At 53.2% G+C, this 24,564-nt stretch carries 14 protein-coding genes; 3 read left to right on the top strand and 11 right to left on the bottom strand.

All coding sequences use genetic code 11. The annotated features are described in order from the left end of the window. Nucleotides 1-96 precede the first annotated feature (96 nt). From NSU14_RS07260 to NSU14_RS07240, 5 genes are all read right to left on the bottom strand, one after another. Nucleotides 97-1,995, bottom strand: a complete 1,899-nt coding sequence (locus NSU14_RS07260; RefSeq protein ID WP_340943819.1) for a DUF2264 domain-containing protein — start codon at nt 1,993-1,995, stop codon at nt 97-99. A gap of 6 nt (nt 1,996-2,001) precedes the next feature. After that, the gene (locus NSU14_RS07255) at nt 2,002-3,138 is read right to left on the bottom strand and encodes a glycoside hydrolase family 88 protein (protein WP_042138905.1); all 1,137 of its coding nucleotides are present in this window, start codon (nt 3,136-3,138) and stop codon (nt 2,002-2,004) included. Next, on the bottom strand, nt 3,135-3,539 hold the full coding sequence (locus NSU14_RS07250; RefSeq protein ID WP_340943817.1) for a hypothetical protein: 405 nt from the start codon (nt 3,537-3,539) through the stop codon (nt 3,135-3,137). The genes NSU14_RS07255 and NSU14_RS07250 overlap by 4 nt, the downstream gene beginning before the upstream one ends. Nucleotides 3,540-3,803: 264 nt before the next feature. Beyond that, nucleotides 3,804-5,618: a heparinase II/III family protein gene (locus tag NSU14_RS07245; protein ID WP_340943814.1), complete on the bottom strand. Its 1,815-nt coding sequence runs from the start codon at nt 5,616-5,618 to the stop codon at nt 3,804-3,806. 78 nt (nt 5,619-5,696) lie between these two features. Then, nucleotides 5,697-6,839, bottom strand: a complete 1,143-nt coding sequence (locus NSU14_RS07240) for a DUF2264 domain-containing protein (RefSeq protein ID WP_042138908.1) — start codon at nt 6,837-6,839, stop codon at nt 5,697-5,699. A gap of 121 nt (nt 6,840-6,960) precedes the next feature. On the opposite strand from NSU14_RS07240, the gene NSU14_RS07235 reads away from it, so the two are divergent. Continuing rightward, nucleotides 6,961-7,797 (top strand): helix-turn-helix domain-containing protein, encoded by an 837-nt coding sequence (locus NSU14_RS07235; protein WP_340943812.1) that lies wholly within the window; start codon nt 6,961-6,963, stop codon nt 7,795-7,797. Between the two features lie 579 nt (nt 7,798-8,376). Here the strand turns inward: NSU14_RS07235 and NSU14_RS07230 are convergent. The 4 genes from NSU14_RS07230 to NSU14_RS07215 form a co-directional block, all read right to left on the bottom strand. After that, a complete protein-coding gene (locus tag NSU14_RS07230; RefSeq protein WP_340943809.1) occupies nt 8,377-15,084 on the bottom strand; it encodes an immunoglobulin-like domain-containing protein in 6,708 nt (2,235 codons plus the stop codon). A 152-nt stretch (nt 15,085-15,236) separates the two neighbouring features. After that, nucleotides 15,237-16,076 carry a carbohydrate ABC transporter permease gene (locus NSU14_RS07225; RefSeq protein ID WP_081970085.1) on the bottom strand — a complete coding sequence of 280 codons (840 nt, stop codon included), beginning with the start codon at nt 16,074-16,076 and terminating at the stop codon, nt 15,237-15,239. 15 nt (nt 16,077-16,091) lie between these two features. Continuing rightward, nucleotides 16,092-16,982, bottom strand: coding sequence for a carbohydrate ABC transporter permease (locus tag NSU14_RS07220; protein ID WP_231575186.1), 891 nt, complete (start codon nt 16,980-16,982; stop codon nt 16,092-16,094). A 169-nt stretch (nt 16,983-17,151) separates the two neighbouring features. Beyond that, nucleotides 17,152-18,495, bottom strand: coding sequence for an ABC transporter substrate-binding protein (locus NSU14_RS07215; protein WP_076244606.1), 1,344 nt, complete (start codon nt 18,493-18,495; stop codon nt 17,152-17,154). 274 nt (nt 18,496-18,769) lie between these two features. On the opposite strand from NSU14_RS07215, the gene NSU14_RS07210 reads away from it, so the two are divergent. Then, complete coding sequence (locus NSU14_RS07210) at nt 18,770-20,548, top strand: sensor histidine kinase (RefSeq protein ID WP_340943806.1); 1,779 nt, start codon at nt 18,770-18,772, stop codon at nt 20,546-20,548. 532 nt (nt 20,549-21,080) lie between these two features. After that, nucleotides 21,081-22,712: a helix-turn-helix domain-containing protein gene (locus tag NSU14_RS07205; RefSeq protein ID WP_336100019.1), complete on the top strand. Its 1,632-nt coding sequence runs from the start codon at nt 21,081-21,083 to the stop codon at nt 22,710-22,712. Between the two features lie 106 nt (nt 22,713-22,818). Here the strand turns inward: NSU14_RS07205 and NSU14_RS07200 are convergent, their stop codons facing one another. Together NSU14_RS07200 and NSU14_RS07195 are read right to left on the bottom strand one after the other, a co-directional pair. Beyond that, nucleotides 22,819-23,664 carry a carbohydrate ABC transporter permease gene (locus NSU14_RS07200; protein ID WP_042138912.1) on the bottom strand — a complete coding sequence of 282 codons (846 nt, stop codon included), beginning with the start codon at nt 23,662-23,664 and terminating at the stop codon, nt 22,819-22,821. A 15-nt stretch (nt 23,665-23,679) separates the two neighbouring features. Next, nucleotides 23,680-24,558 carry a carbohydrate ABC transporter permease gene (locus NSU14_RS07195; RefSeq protein WP_042138913.1) on the bottom strand — a complete coding sequence of 293 codons (879 nt, stop codon included), beginning with the start codon at nt 24,556-24,558 and terminating at the stop codon, nt 23,680-23,682. Between the last annotated feature and the right edge of the window lie 6 nt (nt 24,559-24,564).

Genomic DNA, 24,564 nt, shown 5'->3' with positions numbered 1-24,564 from the left:
ATTAGCCGATTTCCAAACACGTTAGATGAGGTCATATGGGATGCATATAATCAAAAACGGCCGCACCCTCACAATCACGTGAAGATGCAGCCTTTTCTATTGTATCGGGATAAAAATTTCCGTTCCGCCCGTAGTTTGAACCGTGATGCCATTCTCAGCAAAAGTAACCTTCAGCAAGGACTCGGGAGATTGCTCCAGAATATTACTGACTCCGTTCGCCTGATGAGCTGAAGAATCAGCCAAAGGATCACCGTATACAGCCGAAGCCAGCCAGTGAATTCCGGGCTCAAGCGTAGCCGTCAATGTTGGCAGTACCGTCCGGGGACGCAGCAGGTTCGTGTTGGCATTGGGCCAGATGAGCTCTGCCTTTCCGTAACCCGTCAGTCCTTTGATTCCGCTGGTTCCCCAAGCTGTAGATACTGCTGTGCCTGAGTTGTCGGTCTGCTGCGCAAGCTCCGTTTCCTGGCCCAGGGCGAACCCGCCTTCAGCGGCGTCAAGTGCCCGGCCCGTCTCAATCCGGTGAATCCGGATATGCCAGGGAAGCCCTGCTACCACCCAGGTACGGACTTCCACATTAGTCCATGGCTTCCAGACCGACCGGAGGACGTTGTCCGTGATCTCGGATTCCACATTCCGGCGCCGCACGCGGTACAGATTGTCCCCGCCTTCGCTGAGCGCAAGCATGGAGTCGAATGCCCCCTGCGACAGCCCCCACTCAGAACGGGGTACGCTGAACCCAAAGCCTGTGGAATAGACGAATTTCTCGTATTTGGCCGAGGTATGGGTATGCTCATTCGTGTACAGGTGGCCGCTGTTGAACGCCGCCACATGACCGGAGGCCGGCTCGCGGACCAGAACAAGATGTGCAGGCTTCTGAACCATAACTGCCGGGATTTCCGGCAGGGGAAGCTCCTCTTCGCTCCAGAACGGATGCTCTTCACCAAGTGCGAGCGGCAGGAAAGTCTTCAGCGCCCAGTAGGGTGAGCCGGGTGCATTATAATTCTCCGCCATGACCAGATTCGGATACGTATATCCAATGGTCAATACGCCTGCTGCATCAAAGATGGGCTGGCTGAACCACCAGCGCAGATTGCGCAGAACGATGCCTTTCACCACACCAGCAGGGAAGCTTTCAACATCCGCATAAGCCAAGGCACTCCAGAACGCCGATTGGGCGAAGCGGTATGCCAGGCTTCGCCCGTAAGGAAGCGCGGAGCCGTCCGGGGCGAACCAGCCCAGGAATTCAGCGGCGAACAGCCGGGCGCGTTCTTTGAACAACCGGGAACGCTCTGGGTCCTCCTTCTCCATCAGCTTCGCATAGAGCAGCGAATAGTAATGGATCGCAAACGGTCCATAATAATCGCAGTGCCCGTCAACACCGTCACTGTACCAGCCCTCTCCCAGATAGAATGCATCCATCCGCTGCAGATTGTTCTCCAGCTGCACCGCATCATACGGGCGGCCGATGGTGCGGAACCCAACATTAACAAGTACATTGAAGAACAGCCAGTTACAGTCATAGCAGGGATGCGAGTTGATCTGATTCACCCAGTTGTACAGGTGATCCTGCTCCTGTGAAGCAAGCGGTGACCAGATCTGCTCCGGAACCGCTGCAAGCGCGAAGCCGAAAGCCGCCATCTCGACCAGACGCTGGTCGTAATCCCTTACATCTCCCCAATATTCTTCATGGGCAGGGTCGGTGCCATGCCGGATGCCCTCCAGCACGATGTCCCAATTTTCACTGCTTCCGCCTCCGGCGAGCAAGGGGACCAGCCCCCATAATACCCGGGAAAAACCCTCCATCCCGGCAGTTGCTGCCGGATAGCTCGCTCCGGTTCTGCCGATCTCAAGTCTTGCGCCGCCTTTGCTGTAGAGCGGACGCAGCGGACCCGTTAGCTGTTCAAGAGCGGTCACAAGGTCCGCCCGCGTCTTCAGCGGATTGTCTGCAATCCGCAAGGATAATTTGTCTGATGCTGCTCTCCCGTTAGTCATCATATCCCCCTACTCCCAGTAAAACGGGCCGGCTTCTTTGATCCGCGCCAGCGCTTCAACATAGAAGAAATCACCGTAGATCAGAGGAACATCGATATTCCGGTTCTCCGGGTAGTTGCTTGTACCGTGAAGCAGCAGCCCTTCTTCCTCCGCATTATCCCAGGTCCCATAATTCCGGTAGAGGGATTCCGTAATTCTAAGCGCGCCGTTCCGGTAGACATGTGCCTCCGATTCATCCACCTGGCTCGCCAGCAGCAGCAGGCCGCTCGCCGCGCAAGAACCGGCGGAGCTGTCACGAATCTCGCCGATCTCACCGGGAGCCCGGAAATCCCAATGCGGAACCTGATCCTCCGGCAGACGCGTCAGGAAGAAATGGGCAACCTGCTTGGATGCATCAAGGTAGCTCTGCTTGCCGGTATGATGATAGGCCAGCGACAACCCGTAAAGTGCCCAAGCCGCGCCGCGCGACCAGGCCGACTCCGGTGCATAACCCTGTCCGCCGCGCTTCTCTACCACTTCACCCGTTTCCGGGTTGAAATTGACAATGTGATAGACAGAGCCGTCCGGCCGGATGAAATGCTCCAGCACCGTATCCATATGGGCCTCGGCGATATGCCGGTAACGCGGGTCTCCGGTTACTTCAGAAGCCCAGAAGAGCAGACTGGTATTCATGCTGCAGTCGATAATAGCCACCCCGCTGTTGTCTTCGCCTTCTCTCCATGGATTCCAGGCACGGATATAGCGGCCTTTGAGGTTGAAGCGGGCGGCCAGATAGTTGGCAGCCTTAAGCGCCCGGACCCGTGATTCCTCTGCGCCCGTGAGCTTGAAGTTGGCTACGCTGGTCAGCAGCCACATGAAGCCTAAGTCATGATCCAGCTTCACATAACCATCCAGCACCTCGTCCAGCCGCTGCTCGCAGCGTTCGGCAATCGCCTTCAGGCTCTCGTCCCCGCTCCCGGCATAGAGCTGCCAGAGCATACCCGGCCAGAAGCCGGCTGTCCACCAGCTCGGTGTCTCCAGTACGTACTTGCCGCCTTGGCTGGCATGGGGGAATTCCGCGCCGATTCTCAAGCTGTTTGCTCGCGTTTTCTCCAGTGCCTTGCTCCAGGCCTCTTCTACCCATGCCTGCTGTATTGTTCCACTCATCTGAATCCCGCCTTTGTTTGAATGATAAGTTCTGATCTATATAAGCTGAACGAAAGATTTCTACGAATAATTTGCTTTAAATGCGGTAAATGTGGGGATTCCGGGCGGCGTACGCAGCAGTTTCCAGGCGGCGTGCGCAGCAGCTTTCCAGGCGGCGTGCGCAGCAGCTTTCCAGGCGGCGTGCGCAGCAGCTTTCCAGGCGGCGTGCGCAGCAGCTTTCCAGGCGGCGTGCGCAGCAGCTTTCCAGGCGGCGTGCGCAGCAGCTTTCCCGGGGATGCTATCGCCGCAGAAGTTCCGAGTTTCTCCGCTCTGTTGTTAAATCCTGCATAAAATACAACATTTCCCACAATAAACCGGCCCAAATCCAAAATTGTTGTACAAAAGGCAACATTTCTTCTCATCCAGGCAGTTTAATGAAGAAATTGTTGTATTTCCTACAACAATCCTCCTACACATCCCGGTATAGCAGCACCTAAGTTGTATTTCATACAACATTTTGCCGGATTCCGTCTGAACACCCGCGCTGGACCGGCCGTTTTGTTGGAATCGTCTACTATGCGGGTTATATGCCCTCAATATTTAGTTTAGATTAGAGCTTCCCCCAGCAGAGAAGCAGTAACTCCGGCGGATGAGATTACCTGGAATTCGGGCCGCCTGTTCAATCTTCACAGAAATTGAAAAGTGAATGCTAATGTTCCCTCCGCCTCCGGCTGAAGAACATGGAAGTCCAGACTATGCCACAGTGTCTCCTGGCCATAATGATCCAGGTACACCTGCGCGGTAATCTCCGGCCGGACTGCCTCCGGATCATAAGTGACCGCAACACCGTGACCTTCCGCAGTGCCCGGCAGCAGTACGCTGCCCGGGTGAAGAAGCTTAGGCCTGCGCCAGGTTACAAACCGTTCCGTCCAGCTCGCCGGAGCTCCCTCATACCGGTAGGTGTCTGTCAATTCCAGACGTGGCAGCTCCTCTTTGTGCCAGACCAGCGAACGCACCAAGGACTGCAAGCCTGACACCGGATAAGCCTGCGCCATCTCCAGCGTCAGCTCATCCTTCTCCGCCGCCGCAGATGCATGCAGTACTGCCGTGCTGAACTCCCGCCCTGCGCCCTGGTACTGGCCGTTGATGATCGGCACTGAATGTCCCTGTGATCCATTGCAGTCATAGCTGTAACGTCCGGCACCGAAATAATCAGCGGTATATTCTCCGCTGCCCAGATCGGAAGCGTAGATCTCTCCCCGGCCGCTAAGAATGAAGTGGCCCAGATCATTATGATTGTGCGGCTCATCATTGTGGCCGGCTTTGGCGGCGAACCCGAAGGAGCCTGCTGCCGGCACATGACGCGAGACAATCCAAGCGGCATCGGGAAGATAGCAGCTCGCAGCCTCCCAAGCCACATTCTCCCGGCCGGCTCTGGTCCAGATCAAATTACGCAGCGCCGGTGCGAAGCGGCTGCAGTGATCTTCAGTGAACGGCGCACGCAGAGCGGACGGCGGCCGCAGGACATCCGCATAGGCATCCGCCAGATAATGGGACAAGCCCATATGCACACGTACCTGAGGCACCGAATCCGAGAAATTGGCGACATGACTTTCGTCGATGAAGCATTGTTGCTGGAAACGGGCAATCTGCGATACCTTCTCCTGCTTGAACCAGTCCAGCCTGCCTCCGGTTCTTGCCCGGAGCAGATCGCTATAGTAAGTGAAATAGCCAAAACCATAATTCCAGTAGCCCAGCCCCTCCAGACAAGCGCCGTCGTCCCCGAAGCCTTCCAGATAATAGCTCATGCTGCTCTCTGTCTTCAGCAGAATATCCGTCAGCATGGCCGGTTCCTTCACCAGCAGCAGCGCAGCTGCCCCGATGGAGCCCGCACAGACTGCCGCCCAGTTATGGCGTGATGTCTCCCAGAAATATGGCCCCTGCTCAAGAAAAGGCCGGAAGATTCTGCGCTCTACCTCATGCCGTATCCGGGACTGGAGCAGCAGCGGAAGCCGGTCCCCCAGCAACAGTAACACTTCACTTAAGGTGAATCCCGTCTCGGAGGAGAACAGGTCAATATGCCGGCTGATCTCAGCAGCGTCATGGTCTGCGGGAAGATGGGCCGGAAGACACCAGGTGTACTCATCGCAGATGACCCAGAGGATATCCTCCAGCTTCTCCAGAGCCCCCGTATTATCCGGCTCCAGCAGGCTTAGGAATGCATAGGTATTCAGTCTTCTTCTCCGTTCGAAATAGACCCGTTCATATTCCAGTCTCGAGCCTGTACGCGCAAAAATAGAAAATAGCGTATACGTCAGCGCGGATATAGGCTGACCGTCCAGCCTCTGCGCCTCTGCGCGAATCTCGCTAATGTCTGCCTGTAATCCTCCGGATGATAACGCCCGGGTCCAAAAACCCGCCGAATCTCCCTGCGGATAATATAAGCTCCAGTCCGCCGGTTTCATGTCCTGCACAATACCGGCAAGCTCCTGTCTGTTCATGCCCTCTTCTTCCTCCTTATCGGTGCTCCACCCTGATTAGTGCCGCACCTCATAATCGTTAAAGCGGCTGAACACCCGCTATTCCAGCGCATGATCCCGCATGACATTCTCACCGTCTGCTATCCTCAGCGCAGTCCATTTCAGCTCTTCTCCCGACCAGAAGGGATCGGACGGAAGCAGCCCCAGCGGAAGGAATACGGCAGCGCATAAATAGAGGCTGCCCGTATTGATGTAGCTCTCCGCAAGCTCCGGCTGATAGCCATAGATCCCCGGCCGCAGCCAGCCTTTCTCATCCAGCGTACCCGGAGCATTCATGATCCGCTCTATCACGGCAGTCAAAGCGCAGCGTACCTGTGCCGGAGGCAGTGCCTCCTCCAGGAAATGCTGCAGCGCCGCCTGCGACAGCAGCTGAAACGCACCGAAACGGTACACAATCGAGCGCCCGAGGAACGGATAGGTGCCGTCCGGTGCAATGCTGCGTTCAAGCACTGAGGCATATCTCTGTGCCCGTTCCATAATCACCGGCTTAAGTGCAGCATATTGCTCCGACTCCTGTTCAAAGATGGCCACGACATCAACCAGCATCGGCTGGATCACGAAGCTGTTGTAATAATCCCAGTGAAAATCCTTGCCATCCCCGTAGACACCATCGCCCTTATACCAGTCCATGAACATATGAACCGCATAACCGACACGCATCCGGTCATAGTCGGCATCGCCCAGTATATATAAAGCCGCTTCCACCATTGCACTGAACAGCAGCCAGTTGCTGCCGCTTGGAGCCGTCCGGCGCGTCTGCTTCAGCGCTGCAATTAAATGGCCTTTGACCCGCTCATCCAGCCGGCCTGTAATCGCTTTCGGTGCGCGCACCAGCGCGTGGGCCAGGAAGGCGGCATCGACCAGCGGCTGCCCTTCCGTCTTGAACTCCATATAGTCAGGCGACTGCGGATCGACAGCTGCACCGATAGCCTCCAGCATCAGCGCGGCATAACGGGCTCTAAGCTGTTCTTCTTCTCCTTCAAGTCCTTCAAGCTCCAGCCAGGGGGCCATCCCGCAGGCCAGTCTCGCAAAAGCTTCCAGATGGGCAAACCGGCTCCGGTCACTATGAAACTCCGTAGGCAGCTGCTCTTTCAGCTGCCGCTTCGCTAAAGCCTCCAGCACCGGTCCCCCGATCAGCAGCATCGTATCCAGCCAGTATTTTCGCTGTTCCTTACCCTTCATCTACAATTCCACCCTTTCAGGTATTCTTCTTCTCTAGTGTAGTGTGGTATTATTGCAATGTCTTTGCGAATAATGATGTTTTATTGCGTTTGTTGCGATCAATCTGAAAGGGGCAATGACTATGAAACATGCCCGTTATCATCAAACATTCAACGGCGATATTCTGGCTGGTATCGGCAATTCCCCAATCTCACCGACAAGGGATTTCCATATTCATGACCACTACGAAATCTTCCTGTTTCTCGGCGGGAGTGTGAACGGATTCGTCGACCAGTACAGCTATCCGCTGGAGCGGGGCAATGTGCTCCTGTTCAACAATCACGAGATTCACAAAATCATCAATTTGTCCCCGGAGCCTTACGAACGGTTGACGATTCATTTCAAGGCGCCGCTTATCTATCCTTTCTGCACAGCCACCACCAATCTGCTCGCCTGTTTCCAGAACCGTCAGCCCGGTGAGCATAATCTGGCCCACATGGATGAGCCGCTGCTTACCGAGTATATGACACTAGCTTCACTTCTGATTGTGGCACTGGAGAGTGAGCAATACGGCAGCGAAGTGCTGGCTCTGACTTACCTGATTCAAATTCTGGTGATCGTCAATGAGCTGTACAGCCGGACCCGTTCCGCTGTGCCCAGCATTATTTCTTCGCATATACAATTAGCCATGAGTTATATCGACAACCACCTGCATCTGAACCTCTCGCTCGAGCACATAGCCGGGGAGCTGAACGTTGATAAATACTATCTCAGTCACCTGTTCAAGCAGCAGACCGGCGGAACCATCTACCGTTATGTCCTGCTCAAAAAAATAGCCTTATCCAAGCAGCTCTTGGCCGCCGGAAATTCCGTATCCGATACCTGCTATCTGTCCGGCTTCAACGACTATGCTAACTTCATCCGCACCTTCAAGAACATCACCGGCATCCCGCCCGGCAAATATGGTAAAAAAAGCTGAGGCCTCCCTTATGACGGAGCGCTCTATTGAACTAAGGGTACGCTGGCTGGCGGAATTAGAGGGATTTATCCCTCTGATTTCCTCGTTCTGCCCACTTCCGGTGGATTTAGAGGGATTTATCCCTTTGATTTCCTCGTTCTGCCCACTTCCGGTGGATTTAGAGGGATTTATCCCTTTGATTTCCTCGTTCTGCCCACTTCCGGTGGATTTAGAGGGATTTATCCCTCTAATATCTTCGTTCTGCCCACTTCCGGTGGATTTAGTGGGATTTATCCCTCTGATTTCCTCGTTCTGCCCACTTCCGGTGGATTTAGAGGGATTTATCCCTCTAATATCCTCGTTCTGCCCACTTCCGGTGGATTCAGTGGGATTTATCCCTCTGATTTCCTCGTTCTGCCCACTTCCGGTGGTTTTAGTGGGATTTATCCCTCTGATTTCCTCATTTCCGGCCAATCAGGCCGAATCTGATGGATTTATCCCTCTAATCCAGGGGTGTCTAGAAATTGAGGGCAAATTTCACATTCGTATAAAAAACCTGACAGCCCGCTTCCCGCAGCTGCCAGGTTCTTTGAGTACCTCTTACAAATCTCCCAGCAGATTAGCGATGACTTGCGCACTCTCGGCGCGGGTCATGCTCTCCTGCGGAGCGAATTGCTGATTGCCGCGGCCCTTGATCAACCCCGCCTGTCCGGCGATGCCGGCTGCGTTCTTCGCCCAGTCATGAATCAGGGCGTAGTCACTGAACGCTCCGGCAGCTATACCCTGGCTTGCATTGCTTGCATTGCTTGCCTGGCTTGCCTGGCTTGCCTGGCTTCCCTGCAAGTACTCATAAGCGCGGACGATCATGACCGCCATTTCCTCACGGGTAATGCGCTCATCCGGAGCGAAGGCATCCTTGCTGCGTCCGAGTACGATCCCCGCTTCATTTACAGCCGCAACAGCTCCGGCATACCAGGACTTGGAATCCACATCAGCAAATGCCGGTGTGCTTCCCGCCTTAAGGCCAAGCGCACGTGTAATCATAGCGGCGAATTGCACCCTGGTTACTTCACCTTGCGGATTGAATTCTGTAGCCGAAATGCCCTCGATAATATGCTTCGCAGCCATGGACTTAATGACACCGGCCGCCCAGCTGCTGTTGCTGACATCCGAGAAGCTCTTGTCATACTCCAGTACTGCATACTGGCTGAAATGCTGTACATCGGCAGTAAACTTACCGTCAGCCAGTGTTCCGCCCATGTATTCAAGGGCACCGCTGGCAGCAATATAGTAGACGCCGAGCAGGCTGCGGTTCGCATTAGGATCTACAGTGAATGTAAGGGTCAGCGGCTTGTCAAAAGCGGTTACCGGCACGGCCGTGCCGTCCGCAGCAACTACCTCCAGGCTGAAGCTGATTACATCACTTGCTGCCGACAGCTGAACGGAACCGTTGACAGCCGGATTGTTCATCAGCTGCTCCGCAGCAGCCTTCGCAGTCTTCACGGCTGAAAGCTTAATTCTCGCCCCCTCCGGTTGTCCTCCTACACCCGCAACCTTCTCCTGAATGCTCTGCAGCACTTCCGGTGTCAGGTCGACCGCAACCGTACTCCAGGCGAGACGCAGGGTATTCTCTCCTGTAATTCCCGATATTCCTGCCGGAAGCAGCACGGATTCTGTAGCATCACTGAGCTGAACCGTTATTGTCCCGCCTGCCGGAGCCGCGAAATCACCAGGGGCAAGAACCTTCTCGGTCTGCGGCTGGGGCGCCGGTGACGGTGTAGCCGCTGGTGTTGGTGCTACCGTAGACACTGGCGAATCCGTAGGGGCCGGTGTTGCCGTTGGAGCTGTTGTCGGCTCCGGTTCCGGCGTCGGCGTAGGTGTTGGTGTCACCGGCGGCTGTTCTGCTTCGCCTACAGTCACCGTTCGGGTCACCTCAGCAGCTGCGTTGCCTGCTGTATCCGTCACATTATAATGGTACAAATAGGTGCCAGCAGCCGATGTATCGAGCGTCAATACTGACTCCCCATCCTTCGTAATCGCCGCCACGATGCGCTCCGTAATGTCGCCGTCGCGGTCATCTGCCGCAGTAGCTCCGGCATCGGTATAGCTTGCGCCATTCTCCAGTTGAACGGATGCTTCCCCAAGCAGGGTTATCACCGGCTTCGTTACATCCGGATCAATGGCAACCACTACGGTTCTTGTTACTTCCTCCGCTGCATTCCCTGCGGTATCACTGACATTATAATGGAAGGTATAAATATCCTCTACCGCCGTATCCAGCTCTGTCAGGCCGTATACTTCACTGGTCACTGTTGTAACGATATGGCCAGTTATATCGCCGTCCTGATCATCAGCAGCCGTTGCACCGGCATCCGTATATTCCGAGCCAACCGGCAGATTAACTGTCGCCTCGCCATTCAGGGTAATCACCGGCAGATCGGTATCCGGTACCGGCAGCGTAATTGCTCCGCTGGCCGAGCTATCCGCCTTCGCCTCTCCCTTGCTCAGCGTAACCGAGAAGGTGAAGCTGCCATCCTTGTCGTCTGTTGCTTGCTGGAAAGGCGACAAGGTAATGTCACCCATGGTAACCCCGGTTTCACTGAAGCCGGGCAAACCGCCGATGGTCTGCTCCAGCCAGGCCTGAACAGCCTCTTCGCTGTTTGCCGTTTCCTTCCCTACATTGTAGGCTGCGCCTTCAATAATGCTCTTGGCCTCGTTGACTGCCTGTTCATTGGCAACGCTGACCTTGTCTCTTGCTACAGCTACATAGCTGATTACCGCAGCCTGACTGAACGTATTGTACACTGAATAGGTCACGGTACCGTTCACCGGCAGCGTGAAGTCATGATTGACTGCGGTACCCGCAGGACCTGCAACCAGGCCGGTACGAACCTTTTCAGATACGGCTTTTCCTTCTGCATCAGCATAACTCAGTGTAATATCCATCGTCCGGCTGCTGTTGTTCCACCAGTCCAGATGATAGGACGTAATCGTATATTTGCCTGCATTCAGAGGCAGCTTGTAGACCAGAGGTGTATTCTTCGTATTCAAGCTGTATACCCCAGTCTGGGCTTTGTCTGTAGCAACTACTGCTCCGCCAAGTCCCTTTGGACTGTAGTTTGCCGTAATATTGGTATGTCCCCAGACCGTATCCCCTGTCGACAACTGATCCGCCTTGTCATTCAGCAGGCTGTCGCCGACGAAATTCCTGATGGTTGTAAATGGCGGTGTTACCCCGTCAGCGGAGACACCAGGGTCCAGGAAGTATACGAGACCAGCAGGCACCACTTCCACATACGCTGTTGTCTTCAAATTCCCGAAAGTACCGGTTACAGCTACCCGCTCATATGGAGTGTCGAAGCTGACTGCGTCTATATTCCATTTCACAGCCACCTGCACCTTGCTGCCGTCAGCGCGCGTTGCTTCCAGCTTGGCCGGCAGGTTAGGCTTCTTCCCGGCATAAGTAGCCGTATCCTGAGGAGCGGCAAGTTCCCTCACATCGCCTACAACCAGCCCGATATAGGCAGATGTCAATCGCGCTTCCAGCTGCGCTGCTCCTTCCTGATCCAATCTGTACAGCACGGGATTATTCAGTGCTGCCTCAGCTGCACCTAGCGCATCTGAGAATAACTTCCAGTCACTCTCCGGGAATACATCCTGCCGTGTGATTTCCTGCGCGTCCTTCACGGCCTGCTGAAGCGCAGCAGTGTTCACGTTACCTGCAGCTCCAACGGCGATAACCCCCACAGAATCCACAGCTAATGTCCCGCTCAGCACCTTGATCTGGACCGTGTGCTCTCCGTATTCCAGCCCGCGGAGCATGAAGGTCTGGTACAGCTCCTTCGATGCTGCAGCAGCGCCCGAGAGCACTACAGTCCGGCCGTCCACGCTCGCTTCCAGCTTGGCTGAGCCGTCGTTCTGGCCCAGAATATCGAGTCCGGTGCCGGTAAATGTGTATTTCAGTACCGCACCCGCAGCCTGACTGGTCGAAAGGGAACGCTGGTACACATACATCCCTTTGCCATTCTCATGGGTCCATGCACCCTCGTAAACCAGCTTGGATTGCGGAACCGCAGCCAGATCGTACATCTCCAGATTATCCAGCAGCTCTGAATAATAAGGAGTATAGCCGTCTACCTTCTCCACCTTCAGATTATCGAAGCGGACATGATAGAAGCCGCTTGCCAGCTGTACACGTCCTGACAGCTTCGGATTCGGGTCCGTATAGGTTGTAAGCTCAACATTATCCAGATAGGCAGTGATTCTATCACCTGCAACCTGAAGAGCAATGTTATGCCATGCGTTATGTGCGGTATCGTAACCCTCAAGCTTCACACCGCCGGTGCCTGTAGCGGCATTGCCGCTGGCGACAACAGTACCGCTGGACAGCAGCTGCCAGCCGCCGTCGAACCAGAACTTCAGTGCGTATGGCGTTCCGCTTAGCGTCTGTGACCCGCCCTGATAGCGGGCTCCGACTGCTGCGTAATTGTTGCCGCTGTAAGTGCTGTTCTGCTCAAAAGACACATCGGCACTGACCTTATAGTTGGTCCAGCGGTTATCACCGATTGCTGTGACCGGGTCTCCACCGTTCCAGGCACCGCCAACTCCTGTAGTAATCTGGTCCAGCTGCTGGCGCAGGACATAATTATCCGTATCGCCGATACGATACCCCTCGAAGGCACCGTTAAGGTCCTGGGTATAACGCGGAATGACGCTCTGCTCACCGCCGCGGGAGCTGACATAGCTCTGCTCGCCGGCAATCACTCCGTCTTTGCCGATGACGGGAACGGTTTTGCTGCCGTAATTGAAGTCATCCGCATACAGAATTCCGTCTTCCGTATTCTGTACGGAACCTGTTGCATCGGTATCAAGCACCGTACGTTCTCCCTCAACCGGAAGCGGTGCGGGTGACTCTGCTGTAGCGTGATTATCCAGTGTGCTTACAGTTACAATCGAGAACGGCTTCACTCTCACCGTGTATACACCGCTGCCGTCTGCAGCCGCATCGCCTAGATATTTCATATAATTGCTGTTAAAAGCCTGACCCTCATCAGCTGCACGGGTCTCCCATACTTCAAGGGAAGGGTTTCCTGTATAGCCCATGTTCACCGCCTGAAGCTTGAAGATCTTCTCATACTCGCTGTCATTGATGATGACTGTCGAGAAATCCTGCTTGCCCGGAGCAGCAAGTGTCATGTAGCTCGGAGTCCCGTTCCGTCCGCTGACCGGGTTCGTGCCGGATGCTCCGGTGTAGCTGGCCTTGGGCACCGCTCTCCAGACTCCTGCTGTATTATCCCCATTCTCCCAGCCCGTCTTGGCAAAACCGTTGAAATGCTGGAGAATAACCAGCCCTGCGTCATAGTGTATGAAGCCCGACCACGGGTCCCGCGCGCTGACCAGCTCCTTGAAGGAATACTGTCCGCCTTCATAGAAAGAGCCGATCGCCGGCTGGTAGATGAAGTGTGTCCGGCGGGAATTCACGAAGCCCTTAATGATGGTATTGCCCATCTCCAGCGGACCGCCGGTGCCTCCGATCCCCGTTCCGGCCGCTGACGGGTCCTTCATATTGTTGTTCGGGCGGAAGGCCGAGTTGCTGAAGGTCGCCTGCGCCTCACTGTTCCAGATTTCCTTGTCGAATTCTTCGGCCAGCCGTTTGAAGTTGCCTTTGCTGTCATCATCGGTGTTGTAATGATATCCGGCGGCCGTTACCGCCTCCCGCAGCGAAAGATCGCTGACCATAGCATCGCCGAAGGTGCCGATTCCGACCTCGTCGGAAATAATCAGCTTGATGTTGTGATACAGCGCTTCCTCCTCAGTGCTCTCGAAGCCTACAGTATCCGCTTTAACCTTGGCGCTGTATTGCTTGATCCAGTTCAAATCTGATGCATGCTCATTGACATCGGGATTGACGTAATCGACCATATAACCGTATTCACGGTAAGCGGCCAGAATCGTATTTTTGTACCATGTATAAATTTTATCGTTGTTATTATTGGCCCAGGCTGGAGCATTCCAGCGCAGGAAGCTTACCTTAACCGCAGGATTGATGGCCTTGGCATCGGCCGCAAGCTGGAAGCCGGGATGCCGGGTAACATTGGCCTCTTCATTCTCCGTACGCATCGTCGAAGGGTCGGGACCTGTCGAGTTATTGCGGTCATTCCCCATCTCAATCTTGACATGGTCGATCAGCGGACGGTCGCCGCCGAACAGGACCTGCAGCAGCTGCGCATAAGCCTCTGGCTGCTCAGACTTATAGTCCATCAGCAGGGCGCTGGTACTGTTGCCGCTCAGCACGCCGAAGCCTTTGAACGTCAGGCCGTTAACATTGTCTTCCTTAATATCGTTGCCGTCGAGCAGAACTTTGACCGTAGAGGCTGCGGTCTGCCGGGCATCATCAAGCTCTTGCTTGATCGCACCTTCGGCAATAGCGAACCAGCTCAGGATCGGCTTCTCACCGGATACAGAAGCATAGGTCAAGGTCATAGGACTGTTAGTATCAATATCCCCGGGAATGGTGAATTCACCGGAAATAAACTTGGTCGTAGAGGTGTCAAATTGCGTGAACGTGATCGTCTTGCTGTCCCCGGCGCTATTCTTATACTCCAGGTGTGGCTCTATCCCGCGGTTGCGCGTGCCGGAGTACCATTCATAGAAACCGCTGCTGAGTGTATAAGTGCCCGCATTAAGCGCTTTCAATTTATAAACGATATGACTGCCGGACGGATCTGCCCGCAGGCCAACCTTCCATATGGACGGTTCCGTCGCCGGATCGGCAAGTCCCCCGTCTTTGGAGTTCTTTACCTTATTGCCGGTATCATCGAAGCCCCAATCCGTTGTTCCGCTGACATATTTCTGATCCGGTAACCCGTTAAGCAGGCTGCCGCCGGATAATATTTTGACCGCTTCGTACAGGGGAGAAGCTCCAGGAGGATTCCCCAAGGAATCGCCGCCTCTGCCGCTGTCCACGAAGTAGACGAGCGGACTATCAGCCGGCGGAATCACTTCCACATTCGCCACCACCGGCCCGCCGTTCGCGGTTCCGTTCACGGTTACGGTGTCATACGGCACATCAAAGGTATCTTCGCCAATGCTCCAGTTCACAAGTGCACTCTGGCCGCCAACATCGACGCTTGCCGGCAGAGTCGTACCTGCCGTTGTCTTTGCCCCCATATAGGCCGCTGCATAGACCGTATTTACAGTAGCAGCAGATGCGGCCGGCATACCTAGTGCCGGAAACATTCCGGCTACAAGCGCTCCTGACATCAACACTGAGAATAGCCTTTTCTTGACACGGGTTGTGCTGTTCATTCATTCATCCTCCTCTTGTTCAAATGAGTAAGCGCATTTACTACGTTGTTATAAGAATAATTCCTTGGACAGACCTTTGCCTTACCTCCATGATTGGTTATAAAAAACCCGGCAGCCACGAAAAGATGCAACTGCCAGGCGCGTTACTTGTTCTAGCCTTTAATCCCCGATGCTGCAACACCTTGCACGAAGTACTTCTGCAGGGCCAGGAATACAATTACTACCGGAATGATAGAAACTACGCTTGCTGCCATGATCAGCCCGTACTCCGCAGAATATTGCGAGATGAACATCCGCAGACCGATCTGAATGGTCTTAAGCTTCGTATCTGTCAGATAAATCATTGGCCCCAGGAAGTCATTCCAGGTGGCAACGAAGGTGAAGATGGTGAGTGTGGATAACGCCGGCTTGGACAGCGGCAGCATGATTCTTGCCCAGATGCCGTATTCACTGAGTCCGTCGATCCGGGCGGCTTCACATAATTCATCAGGTACTCCCTGATAGAACTGGCGCATCATGAACACACCGAATGCCGAGAACGCCTGCAGCAGAATGATCGCCAGGTGGGTATTGTTCAGTCCCATGTAACGCATCAGGATGAACTGCGGTACCATGTAGGCCTGCCAAGGGATTGCAATCGTTGCGATATATCCCAGGAAGATAAAGTTCTTGCCCCGGAAATGCAGCTTCGAGAACGCATAGGCCGCGAAGCTTGAAGTCAGCAATTGCAGAATCGTTACGATAATCGATAATTTCGCAGTGTTAAAAATAAACCGTCCGAGCGGAATCCGCGTCCAGATATCCGTGAAATTCTCCCAGCGCGGATTCGCCGGAATCCACTGCATCGGGAAGGAGAAGACATCCTTGTTAAGCTTGAGCGAGGAGGACAGCATCCATATATACGGAACCAGCATCGCCAGCACGGTCGCAAACAACAAAATATACACAAGAACCATAAGGCTGATTCTAAGTCCTTTACTTTTTCCAACCATATCTTTTGAATCCTCCTATTGTCCGTATTTCTTCTCGCCGCGGAACTGGACGATGGTGATGCCAAGTACCAGCAGAAAGAGTACAATCGCCATTGCGCTGGCATATCCGTAATCAAGTGAACGGAATGCCGTATTGTAGATTTGATAGACCATAACCCTCGTAGAGTCGTTGAGCTGGTTATCGGCGCCGGCAAATAGGTTGATAAAGATATCGTAGACCTTGAACGAGTTAATGACCAGAATCATCAGAACAAAGAAGGTTGTAGGTGCCAGCTGTGGCACGGTGACATTGCGGAATCTTCTCCACGGGCCTGCGCCGTCCAGCTCAGCAGCCTCGTACAGCTCAGGATTAATTCCCTGGAGTCCTGCCAGATAGATAACCATGTAATAACCCATATTTTTCCACACTGTGAAAAGAACTACGGTAAACATGGCCCACTGTTTATCTGCCGCCCAGCGGGGAAGATCCTCCAGCGGGATACCGGTAATGGTATGCAGAATGTTGTTGATCGGACCCATGGTAGGACTGAAAATGAAGTTCCATACCGCCGCAACGGCTACCAGGGAGGCCACATAAGGGAAGAAGAACACGGTTCTCATGAAATTACGGCCCATAATCTTCTGGTTCAGCAGAATGGCCAGCGCCAGCGCCACAATCATGGTCAGCGGTACAACTCCGATGGTGTAGACAATGGTGTTCCACAAGGCTTTGTGGAAGGTTGAATCTTTGAGCAGCCGGGTGAAATTGTCCAGCCCGATGAACTTCATCGGATTGGCCCCGTCCCATTTCACAAACGCAAGGACAAAGGCAAATATCATGGGTACCAGTGTAAACAGGGCAAATCCGATAAAGTTCGGCGCAATGAAGCTGTAGGCAATCAGGTTATCTTTAACCCCTCTTGACATACGTCTTTTTGGGCTCTTATTTGTATGCAATATGGTTTCGTTCTGCATTGTTTCTCCTCCAAACCTTCTAAAGCTTTCCCAAATCTATTATGCGAAGCAGATAGATTCTTATATTTTATAAAAGGCGGGCCTTCGCCCGCCCTTATATCCACCGCCCTACTCAGAACGGTTAATTGTTCAAGAGCTCTCCTACACGTTTGTTCATATCCTTCAGGCCTTCATCAATCGAAGCGTTCTTCGTCATGATGTTATCGTGGGCTTCATTCAGGATAACCTCGATATCTGCACTCTTTTCATGTATAGGCATTTCCAGATAAGTCTGAACAGTATTTAGTGCAGCCTTACTGTTCTCGTCTGCAGGGAAACCGTCGATGGAAGTAATGGAATTGATAACTTCATCGTTCTTGATGGCCGGAATGGTTCCGGTAGAAGCAATAACCTTCGCGCCTTCTTCACCGGTTACGAAGTTCATGAACTCCAGTGCGGCTTCTTTGTGCTTGGATTTCTGGTTTACAGCCAGGGAAGTAATCGTACCCAGAGTTGTACCGGCTTCTACACCGTCAGGATGAGGGTATTTCACAATGCCCCATTCTGTCGATTGGGATTCGCCGCTCTTCACTTTCTCGATCTGGGTGGCAATGAACCAGCTGCCCATGTTCATCATGGCAACGGAGTTGTTGTAGAATACGCCGGAATAATGCGTGCTGGAAGTCTTCAATGTAGCGTAATCCATCACGATACCGTCTTCCTGCTCTTTCAGAATCCGCTCATAGGTAGGCTTCAGGAAGTCATAGTTGCCGCCGACCACTGTGTTCTTGCCGTCAAGAATCCCAAACAGTTGAACCGCGCTCCGCCAAGTGTGGTAGTGGGCACCGTATACTTTTTCGGAACCGCTGCCGGAGGTCATTTTGCGGGCCAGCTCATCATATTGGTCGAAGGTCATATCGTTGCTCGGGTATTCTACGCCTGCTTTGTCGAACAAAGCTTTGTTGTAATAGACCACCCAGAAGTCACTGCGGAAAGGAAGCGCATACACCTCGCCGCCCACTTCAATCTGCTCTACAGTACCGCCGTATACGGAAGGATCAATGGAATTCGTGCTCATGAAGCTCTTAAGCGGCTCCAGATGATTCTGCTTCACCAGGTTCGAGTAGCCGGGAATATCTTTAATGGTAAGAACGTCCAGGTCTGCACCGCCGGAGAGCTGTGTGCTGAGCATGGTCATATAGTCCGTGGAGCCAAGGTCTACATATTCAATCGTTACATTCGGATGTGCAGCTTTATAAGCATCGATCAGCGGTTTGTAGTAAGCGGTTGCTTCCCAGTCCCACAGCGCCCATTTCAAAGTCACAGGCTCCTGGCTCGGTTCAGCGGAAGCGTTTGCAGCGTTACCCGCCGCAGGTGCGGTTGTTGCAGCAGCTTCATTATTGGCGTTGTTCCCGGAACATCCGGCCAGCATGCTCACGGAGAGCGCTGTGGCAAGGGTCATGCCATAGAATCTTTTTAAGTTCATTTAAATATCCCCTTTTCCTTCTATTGTTCTAGCGGCGACCGGCTTATCCGGCCTTAGTTCAAAGTGTAAGCCTTTTCAGGCGGGATTGGGATGCAATATCAAACACAGATCATTCACTTTTCTGTGCTCTTCTCCCCCTCGTCCGGGTTAAACCTGTAATATCCTATCCGAAACATGTAAAATTCTCAGCTTATACTCCTTGCCCTGTATTGAAACGCAGGAATATGATAAGGTAGATGAAAACGCTTAATATGTTTTCACCATTTACAAAGGAGTGTTCACGACGGTAAGAAAATCTACTATTAAAAGCCGCATCATTCTGCTCATGGCCGTATTCGCATTGCTGATTGCAACGCTGCTGTCTTTTTTCAGCTATGAATTGATTACTTATTATCAGCGTAAAACAACCATACAGGCGACCGAGTTCAACCTGCAGCTGGTATCCCATATTATTGAACAGGATTTGATTGACCTGACGGCCCTGGCCATGACCTGCAGTACGAACTCTTCTACTAATACCCTGCTTACGGAATATTTCGGATCACCGCAGGCAAGCCCTAAGCAAGCTGTTAATGTCTTCAACTCGATGCAGCAGGAATTCCTGAACAACCGCTCCAACAGCTACGCCCGCCGCCTGATTGTTACGGATAGCAACGGAAAGTTTCTGCAGGTGGATAAAACCGGCACCTCCGTTCCGCTTACGATACACAATATCGGGCAGATTACCGGCCTTAGCGAGGATGCCGAGGAGAAATGGGACCGGGTGATCAAGGACCCGCTTTCCACCTCGAATGGAATCCCCTTTGTGTTTCCGATTTACGGCAAAGGGGCAACCCGGGTTGGGACGGTATACCTGTTAGCGAATACCTCTGTCATTACCGACAAACTGAAGGGATACTCCCTGCCGAAGAATTCCCGGCTGCTGCTGACACTCGGCAATCATCATTATCAGCTCATCGGCGACCAGGTCACCGCCATTACGGAACCGTATGAACCGGTGGCCTATACCAATGAAAAACCTGTCGGCCCGCAGACCGAGCTGTCCATGGTCAAGCTGACAAACGATGAAGAAAGCCATATCGTGGTATCTTATCCCGTACGCAGCGGGGTCATACTATCACAGACTCTTTCGAACGACCTGTTCGCACCTAAGGCAAATATCTGGATTCTGGTCATGCTTGGCGTCGTCCTGCTCGTTATTGTCTTAAGCGCTATCATTACGCTGTATTTGACCCGTACAATCAGTCTTCCGGTGGAGAAGCTCAAGAAGCGCATCGATAAGATTGCCCAGGGTAATTTCCTGATAGACCGCAATATTGAGTGGAAAAGCGAGCTTGGCGACGTCGGACGCGGCATTAACCGCCTGTCTCAGGATATCGTGGCCCTCATGGACAGCCGGCTCGCGGACGAAAAGCAGAAGCAGGAGCTGGAATACCGGATGCTGCAGAGCCAGATCAATCCGCATTTCCTCTACAATACACTGAATTCGATCAAATGGATGGCCACGATCCAGAATGCTACAGGCATTGCGGAGATGACGACCTCCTTGTCCAGACTCCTCCGCAGTATTGCCAAGGACAACCGGCGGCTGATGCCGCTGAAGGATGAGCTAAGCCTGCTGGATGACTATTTCCTGATACAGAAATACCGCTATGGCAGCACGGTCTCCATGGTCAAAGACATTGAGAATGAAGAGCTGCTCACCGGCCTGATTCCGCGCTTCACGCTTCAGCCGCTGGTGGAGAACGCGATCTTCCATGGCATAGAGCCCAAGGGCCGGGGCGATATTATCATCACGGTGTCCAAAAGCGGATTCGCCGATATCCTGGTCACCATTGAAGACAATGGTGTCGGCATGAAGGAAGAGCAAATCTCTACTATATTGTCCACTCCCGAGGACGAATCCAAGGGAATGCTGGAGAATGTCGGACTGCGCAGCGTGAATGAACGTTTGCAGCTGGCTTTTGGCGGGAATTACGGCTTGTCTATTGAGAGTGAACTTGGACAATATACCATCATGAAGCTGCTCCTGCCCTTCCTGCAGAGAGAGTAGCTAAGTACAAACTGCGTTACAGTCCCTTTTAGGACTATACCTTATCCGCTCGACGTTGCCCAGTAACAGTAACTGTATATAAAAGTGCTGCTATGCTTAAGCAGAACCGCCCTGGCTGTGAAGCTGGGGAGCTGCTGTAGATTAGGGAACTAGCGGCTGGAGCTGACTGAAGAGCTGACTGCTGACTAAGAGCTGACTGCTGACTGAAGAGCCGGAAACCAGCGGTTCCCTCAAGCAAGTGGAAAAATGCATCTTAATTGTTCGATTTCGCAGGTTTAGGGGCAATTAAGTGGAAAAATGACATCTACTACTTGAGGTTTTAGCTACTTTGAATGAAATGAGATCATTTAAGTGCTTTTTATCCAACTGCTGTTATTGCAAGGCTCCCTCGCTCATCAGCAAGTGGAGAAAATCCAACTGCTATCATTCCATTCTGGTGTTTACATCAAAGAGTAACAGCTTTGACGTCCCAGTTATCATATGACATATATAAACTCTTATATTTAGCAAACTTAGCAAGGATGTGATGAACGTGATCAAATTATTAATCGCAGATGACGAAGCCCTGGTCTGTATCGGCCTGCAGTCCATGCTGAAATGGGAGCAGTTTAATATTGAGATTGTCGGCATTGCCCACAACGGCGCACAGGAAGAAGAGATGATCGACACGCTCCGTCCGGACATCGTCATCAGCGATATCAAAATGCCGATTAAAAGCGGTCTTGAGGTAGCCGGTTCGGTACGCAAAAAGTACGGCCGGCTGCCGCTTTTCATTATGCTGACCAGCTATGAAGAATTCCAATACGCCCGCGGAGCGATTGAAGTGCAGGCCACGGATTATCTGGTCAAGCTGGAGCTGACCCCGGAGGCGCTGTCTGAATCCATCCGCAGAGCGATTGGCATACTTGAGACTTACCAGGCGATGGAGAGCTACCCGAAGCTGGTCCACCGCGGGAATATCCAGGCCCAGCGCGATAAATTCTTCATCCGCCTGTTCAATAACCTGTTCGAGAACAAGAACCAGTATCTCCTGCAGAAAGAGGATCTGGACCTGGATTTGCCAGGGGCTGCCTATCTCGTCTGCACCTGCCGCATTCTGGGCCCGGATACGGTTCCGCCGCGCGGGGATAAGCTGGTTGCCTTATGCTCCAGCACCGTACAGATGGCTAAGGATACGCTCTCTTCCGTCAGCCCGTGTTATGTAACCAGTCTGGATCTGCGCAATTTCGCCGTGGCGCTGCCGGTCCCGGGCACCGATCCGCGGCTCTGGATGCCTGACATCCAGAAGCTGCTTGGGGACATGGCCTCCGTGCTGCACAACTACTTCAATGTGACGATCATTGGAGCCATCGGGTTCGCCGTCGAAGATCCGTATCTGCTGCGGGAGAGCTATCTTGCCGCCCGGAAGGCGCTGCCGGCCGCGGTTAAAGAGCGCTCCTTCGTCTTCTTCACAGAGGGCGAGGCACTGGCGCAGGAGCATCTGCTGTTCGATTTCTCCGAATCACGTTCGGAGATCCGCCGGGCTTTTGAAGAGATGGATACCCGGGCCTTGTACACCATTATCTCCAGAATGATCGAAATCTTCGACGGCCGGTCCGACCTGCTGGTCCCCGCCACCGATGCCGCCTGCAATATCCTGTATATGGCCACTTCCCTGCTTGCGGACGGGGAGAACATTGTGGAGCAGATATTTGAGAATGAGCCGGAGGGCTACCGGGCCATTTATCAGATGCATACTATAGAAGAAATCGCCGGCTGGCTGATCCAGTTCCGGGACGGATGCTCGAACATTCTTTCCACCCGCAGACAGAGCTATAAGGAGCAGGTCGTGAAGAATGTCCAGGAATATATTAAAAGAAATCTCGGCAGCAAGCTCTCGCTCAATCAGGTGGCGGATGTGTTCAATTTCAGTCCCAACTATCTGAGCCATCTGTTCTCCAAGGTCGCCAAGGTGAACTATGTAGAGTATATCACAGAGATCAAAATCACCGCCGCCAAGGAAATGATGGTCCGCGGGGAAGGCCGGATCTACGAGATCTCGCAGAAGCTCGGCTACGAGAGTGCCTTTTACTTCAGCAAGGTATTCAAGAAGGTCACCGGGCTCTCCCCCCGGGATTACATGCAGCAGATCGAATCAGGTACGGAGGATGTGCGGAGTCATTGAGCTGAACGTGGTTGGGCGGATGACGGATGCCTATATATGCGAAGAGCCCCAAGCAGCCGTTACACGGCAGCCTGAGGCTCTTTTTCACATAATACAATTATCAATATCAACCCTTCACCGCAGACCCAACGGTCATGGCACGCTCCACCTGCTCACTCAGCAGCAGATAGACCAGCACCATCGGAATCGAGGCAATGGTCATTACCGCTCCCATCGCTCCCCAGTCGGTGCTGTATGAGCCCTGGAAGAAGAGCAGGCCGAGCGGCAGTGTCTTCATGTTCTCGTCCGAGATCAGAATGTACGCCAAAGTGAATTCATTCCAGTTGTTCAGGAACTGGAAGATGGCTATCGTAGCGATGGCTGGCAGAGCCAGCGGCAGGATAACCCCGCCGAACAGGCGGTAGATGCTCGCCCCATCAATACAGGCTGCCTCTTCAATTTCCCGGGGAATGCTGACCAGGAAACCATAGAATACCATCGTGGAGAATGGAAGGCCAATAGCAATGTACGGGATAATGAGCGCGCCGAAGGTGTTGGTCAGATGGAAGTCGCGGACCAGGATAGCCAGCGGAATCATAATGACCTGCAGCGGCATGAACATCCCGACAATCATATACGTCCGGACAGCCGAGCGGAATTTCCACTGCATCCGTGCCACGGCGAAGGCGAACATTAGCGCCAGTAAAAGAATGCACAGCGTAGAGATGGTAGAAACGACGAAGCTGTTCATGAAATACCGCGGAATATTGAACTGTGTCCAGGCATTCACGTAGTTCTCGAAACGGAAGTGTGTCGGGAAGCCGAACGGATTGGTCACGAAGATTTCGTCATTATTTTTCAGGGAATAGGAGATCATCCAGAACAGTGGATAAATGGATACGATAAAATACAGCCATAGCGGTATTTGCAGCAGGATTTGGCCGATGGACCGGAATGTAGTTTTTGAATTCATGTCGTTCTCCTTTCCTTACGCGTTCTGTCCACGGTCGAATACCTTGTTAATGACAAGCGTAGCCACAAGTGAGATCATCACAAGCAGAACGGATACTGCGCAGGCATATCCATAATTGCTCTCCATAAAAGCATAACGGTAAATCATGAAGGTCAGCGTATAATTGGTGGTCCCCGGACCCCCATTGGTCATAATTAGCATCTGCACGAATGCCCCGATCCCGGAGGTAATGGCGATGGTGAAGCAGAATTTGAAGGTCTCGCGCATCAGCGGCAGTGTTACATGCAGGTGGGCCCGCCATTTACCGCAGCCGTCAATCGTAGCAGCCTCGAAGTAATCCTCAGGCACAGCCTTAACTCCGGCATACAGCAGGGAGAACTGATAGCCCATGAACTGCCAGGCATTGACAAAAGCAATAGCAATAATAGACTGGGTCGGTGAGCTAAGCCAGTTCTGGCGGTAAGGGATATTCAGCAGCTCGAACAGCTTGTTCACCAGGCCGTTCGTCGGATCGTACATCGCAATCCACAGCTGGCACACTACAGTAACAGACAGCACTACCGGGATGAAATACGCCGTCTTCAGCAGCTTGCGGCCGCGGATCTGCGGATTGGCACAGACGAGCGCCAGGATTGTCCCCAGACCAATCTGGAATACGGCCAGCACAATGGCGAACAGCAGCCCGTTCTTCAGTGAAGTGGATAACAGCGGATCGCTGAACAGCTCGCGGTAATTAGCCAGACCCGTGAAGGCAGCCGTACTCAGCCCATCCCAGTCGTAGAAGCTCCGCAGGACCGTCTGCAGGACCGGATAGATAAGGATGACACTGTATAACAACAGGGCAGGGAGCAGAAACAGCGCCAGCGCCGGTTTGTTTCCCAAGTATTTATTCATGCGGTT

The organism is Paenibacillus sp. FSL R10-2771, from assembly GCF_038000205.1.
GTDB classification, from domain to species: domain Bacteria; phylum Bacillota; class Bacilli; order Paenibacillales; family Paenibacillaceae; genus Paenibacillus_AQ; species Paenibacillus_AQ phytohabitans.
The sequence above is the reverse complement of the archived record's forward strand: the minus strand, read 5'-3'. Positions and strand labels throughout refer to the sequence as shown.